Below are 5000 nucleotides of genomic sequence, written 5' to 3'. Positions count from 1 at the left end.
GACAAGGAATTTCGCTACCTTAGGACCGTTATAGTTACGGCCGCCGTTCACCGGGGCTTCAGTCGCCAGCTTCGCTTGCGCTGACCAGCTTCCTTAACCTTCCGGCACTGGGCAGGCGTCAGCCCCCATACATCGTCTTGCGACTTAGCGGAGACCTGTGTTTTTGGTAAACAGTCGCCTGGGCCTCTTCACTGCGACCACCTTGCGGTGGCACCCCTTCTCCCGAAGTTACGGGGCCATTTTGCCGAGTTCCTTAGAGAGAGTTATCTCGCGCCCCTCGGTATTCTCTACCACCCCACCTGTGTCGGTTTCGGGTACAGGCCGTCATGCCTTAACGGGTATAGGGCTTTTCTTGGAAGCTTGACATCACCCACTTCGCTGCCGTAGCAGCTCGTACTCACGCCTCAGCTCAGGATGTTTTCACCACCCCTCAACGCCTCGAACGCTTGAACCAGTAACCAACATCTGGCTGGGCTAGCCTTCTCCGTCCCCCTTCCCAAAACATGACAGGTACAGGAATGTTGACCTGTTGTCCATCGACTACGCCTTTCGGCCTCGCCTTAGGTCCTGACTAACCCTCCGCGGACGAGCCTGCCGGAGGAACCCTTAGGGTTTCGGGGCATGGGATTCTCACCCATGTTTTCGCTACTCAAGCCGACATTCTCACTTCCATGCAGTCCACGCCCGCTTACGCTAACGCTTCGCCCCACATGGAACGCTCCCCTACCATTTGAATGTTCCTAAGAACAATTAAATCCGCAGCTTCGGTACAATGCTTAGCCCCGTTCATTTTCGGCGCAGGATCACTCGACCAGTGAGCTATTACGCACTCCTTTGAGGATGGCTGCTTCTAGGCAAACCTCCTGGTTGTCTGGGTAATCCCACCTCCTTTATCACTCAGCATTGATTTGGGGACCTTAGCTGGCGGTCTGGGCTGTTTCCCTTTCGACCATGGAGCTTATCCCCCACAGTCTGACTGCCTAGTTTCACACAGGGTATTCAGAGTTCGTCTCGATTTGGTACCGCTCTCGCAGCCCGCACCGAAACGGTGGCTTTACCCCCCTGCTATAGCACTAGACGCTACGCCTCAACGTATTTCGGGGAGAACCAGCTAGCTCCGGGTTCGATTGGCATTTCACCCCTAACCACAGCTCATCCGCTGATTTTTCAACATCAGTCGGTTCGGACCTCCACTTGGTATCACCCAAGCTTCATCCTGGCCATGGTTAGATCACCCGGGTTCGGGTCTATAAACACTGACGATCGCCCTATTCAGACTCGCTTTCGCTATGGCTCCACCATTCCCGGTTTAACCTGCCAGTGCCTATAAGTCGCCGGCTCATTCTTCAACAGGCACACGGTCACCCGATCAGTCGGGCTCCCATTGCTTGTAAGCTCACGGTTTCATGTTCTATTTCACTCCCCTCCCGGGGTTCTTTTCACCTTTCCCTCGCGGTACTGTTGCGCTATCGGTCACACAGGAGTACTTAGCCTTACGAGGTGGTCCTCGCAGATTCATACGGAATTTCACGTGCTCCGTACTACTCGGGATACAGCTAGGCCAGATTCGTTTTCGCGTACGGGGCTTTCACCCTCTATGGCGCGCCTTTCAAACGCTTCCACTAACGGTCACTGGTCCACGTTGCTGTCCCACAACCCCGATGGTCGAAACCATCGGTTTAGGCTCTTCCCCGTTCGCTCGCCGCTACTTAGGGAGTCGTTTTTACTTTCCTTTCCTCCAGCTACTAAGATGTTTCAGTTCGCTGGGTTGGCTCGTGCCAGCCTATGGATTCAGCTGGCCGTTCTAGGGGTTGCCCCATTCGGAAATTCCCGGATCAAAGCGTGTTTCCAGCTCCCCGAGACTTATCGCAGGTAACTACGTCCTTCATCGCCTCTGTGTGCCAAGGTATCCACCGTGAGCCCTTTGTAGCTTGACCAATTTATCTCCACATTCCCTTACTGCGGTTGTACGCAGATTCTCTTGCTTTCACTCACTGCAGCTGACTTTCTGGATTTCTCCAGTTCACCGGCTACTGTCTATGAAAACAGGATCAAACCCGATTCTTTCGGCAAGAACCAGGAGCAATGTGGAGTCTCGGCTCCTACTCTAGAATCGCTCCAACATCAAGCCTTCATCCCAGTGGCCAAGGCCACTAGAATTCTTTGCTGCTGTTGAAGCATCCATGAGATGCTTTATTTACAGACTTACCTATGCAGTTGTCAAGGTTCTACTGAACAGAACAAAGATCAACCTTTCAGTTGATCCTGCTGGAGTCCAGCGTCTTTTCAATCATGGCTTAAACCTTAATCTGTTTTATGGATTTAGGCTGACCATGAGATGAAAGGAAGCTAGAGTCCTTATCTCAGTACAAATATCTAAAATCACCACCAGAAGCTGTCTCCCGTTGTTTTCGCGATCCGGATGGGTTGGTCAGTGGAGGTTAGCGGACTCGAACCGCTGACATCCTGCTTGCAAAGCAGGCGCTCTACCAACTGAGCTAAACCCCCAAACACGAATGGGCCATCCTGGACTTGAACCAGGGACCTCACCCTTATCAGGGGTGCGCTCTAACCACCTGAGCTAATGGCCCAGGGATACCCTTGCGGGGTGACCTAGACAAAGTTTAGGAACTGAAAAGACATCCACGACAGCTCATCAATTTCTCCATTGCTGGAATTACTTTTGGCTTCGCTTCTGTCGGTTGAGGTACCGATTAACCATCGAGATGACAGGATTATGGCCTAGCAATAATTTAGCCAGACATCACAATCAGTTATTGTCTCCCTGTTAGGAGGTGATCCAGCCGCACCTTCCGGTACGGCTACCTTGTTACGACTTCACCCCAGTCATCAGCCCCACCTTCGGCGTCCTCCTCCCTTGCGGGTTGGAGTAACGACTTCGGGCATGGCCAACTTCCATGGTGTGACGGGCGGTGTGTACAAGGCCCGGGAACGTATTCACCGCAGTATGCTGACCTGCGATTACTAGCGATTCCTCCTTCACGTAGGCGAGTTGCAGCCTACGATCTGAACTGAGCCACGGTTTATGGGATTTGCTAGCTCTCGCGAGTTTGCTGCCCTTTGTCCGTAGCATTGTAGTACGTGTGTAGCCCAGGATGTAAGGGGCATGATGACTTGACGTCATCCACACCTTCCTCCGGTTTATCACCGGCGGTCTCTCTAGAGTGCCCAACTGAATGCTGGCAACTAAAGACGTGGGTTGCGCTCGTTGCGGGACTTAACCCAACATCTCACGACACGAGCTGACGACAGCCATGCACCACCTGTCACTGCGTTCCCGAAGGCACTCCCTCGTTTCCAAGGGATTCGCAGGATGTCAAACCCTGGTAAGGTTCTTCGCGTTGCATCGAATTAAACCACATACTCCACCGCTTGTGCGGGCCCCCGTCAATTCCTTTGAGTTTCACACTTGCGTGCGTACTCCCCAGGCGGAACACTTAACGCGTTGGCTACGACACCGGAAGGGTTAATTCTCCCGACACCTAGTGTTCATCGTTTACGGCCAGGACTACAGGGGTATCTAATCCCTTTCGCTCCCCTGGCTTTCGTCCATGAGCGTCAGTTATGGCCCAGCAGAGCGCCTTCGCCACTGGTGTTCTTCCCGATATCTACGCATTTCACCGCTACACCGGGAATTCCCTCTGCCCCTACCACACTCTAGCCTTGTAGTTTCCATTGCTTAAATGGAGTTGAGCTCCACGCTTTAACAACAGACTTTCAAGGCCGCCTGCGGACGCTTTACGCCCAATAATTCCGGATAACGCTTGCCACTCCCGTATTACCGCGGCTGCTGGCACGGAATTAGCCGTGGCTTATTCCTCAAGTACCGTCATGTCTTCTTCCTTGAGAAAAGAGGTTTACAGCCCAGAGGCCTTCGTCCCTCACGCGGCGTTGCTCCGTCAGGCTTGCGCCCATTGCGGAAAATTCCCCACTGCTGCCTCCCGTAGGAGTCTGGGCCGTGTCTCAGTCCCAGTGTGGCTGATCATCCTCTCAGACCAGCTACTGATCGAAGCCTTGGTGAGCCATTACCTCACCAACTAGCTAATCAGACGCGGGCTCATCCCCAGGCGAAATTCGTTTCACCTCTCGGCATATGGGGTATTAGCGGCCGTTTCCGGCCGTTATCCCCCTCCTGAGGGCAGATTCCCACGCGTTACTCACCCGTCCGCCACTAGCCCGAAGGCTCGTTCGACTTGCATGTGTTAAGCACGCCGCCAGCGTTCATCCTGAGCCAGGATCAAACTCTCCGTTGTATTCATCATTCCTTTAAATTCCAATCAACTTAATCCTTGCTTTCGCTAAAATTAAACTGGTCTTCATCGCAAATGATGTCGCCGTTACCCAATTCACTGACTTATCATCAATGATTAGTTAAGGCCTCCTTCTAGCCAGAAGGGTTCGAGAGTGCATCACACGCTTCCCTAAAATCAATCACAACTGCCTTCACAGACAACCTTTCGCGCTCATTCCTCACCAGAGTCTCCCCTGACAATCGAGTCTCGATCACTCATCCATACGGCCGTCACAACTTCTTTCAGTTGCTCGTGCAACGACTTTCCAAATCACTCAGATCCGGTCGCATCGTCTCTTGTCTGAACTATCATTGATAAATCCACCCGTGAAAGTAAACTCATCAACATTCAGGCAAAATCCTGATGCTTTTTTCTTTTGACGGGACCTCACACCTCTGCTGCTATCTCGTCAGACTCCTCTGCTCGCTTCTAAAGCCGTGCCTCCCTTCCAGGAGCTCACTGCTCTTCCACTCACTTCGGATACCGACGCAGCAAAAGCGTCAGTTCCTAAACTTTTTAGTTGTCCAGGTGCGCCTCCTTCTGCCTCTCGGCTTCCGGCGGCTCGCGGTGGTCTCCCGACCGCTTTGGAAACTTACAACACCGGCGGCGGGCTCTCGCCCTCACTTCAGTTGCAAGCCCTGCAGCGCTTGCCTTTCGGCTCACGCGCAGTCCAAAAACATACCACAG

2 tRNA genes and 2 rRNA genes (1 of these 4 running past the window's edge) are annotated in these 5000 nt (G+C 53.0%); all 4 read right to left on the bottom strand.

The features are described 5' to 3' along the window. A 23S ribosomal RNA gene (locus KBY93_RS15760) occupies window positions 1-1937 on the bottom strand; it reaches 952 nt to the left of the window's first position. A gap of 498 nt (window positions 1938-2435) precedes the next feature. Then, window positions 2436-2508 (bottom strand) — tRNA-Ala (locus KBY93_RS15755). Window positions 2509-2517: 9 nt separating this feature from the next. After that, window positions 2518-2591 (bottom strand) — tRNA-Ile (locus KBY93_RS15750). Window positions 2592-2788: 197 nt separating this feature from the next. After that, window positions 2789-4274: ribosomal RNA gene (locus tag KBY93_RS15745) — 16S ribosomal RNA — on the bottom strand. Together the 16S and 23S rRNA genes with 2 tRNA genes alongside form the textbook arrangement of a ribosomal RNA operon. Window positions 4275-5000 lie beyond the last annotated feature (726 nt).

Origin of the sequence: Synechococcus sp. J7-Johnson (assembly GCF_024345795.1) — a bacterium.
Classification (GTDB): domain Bacteria; phylum Cyanobacteriota; class Cyanobacteriia; order PCC-6307; family Cyanobiaceae; genus Regnicoccus_A.
This window is presented reverse-complemented; position numbering and strand designations above follow the sequence as displayed.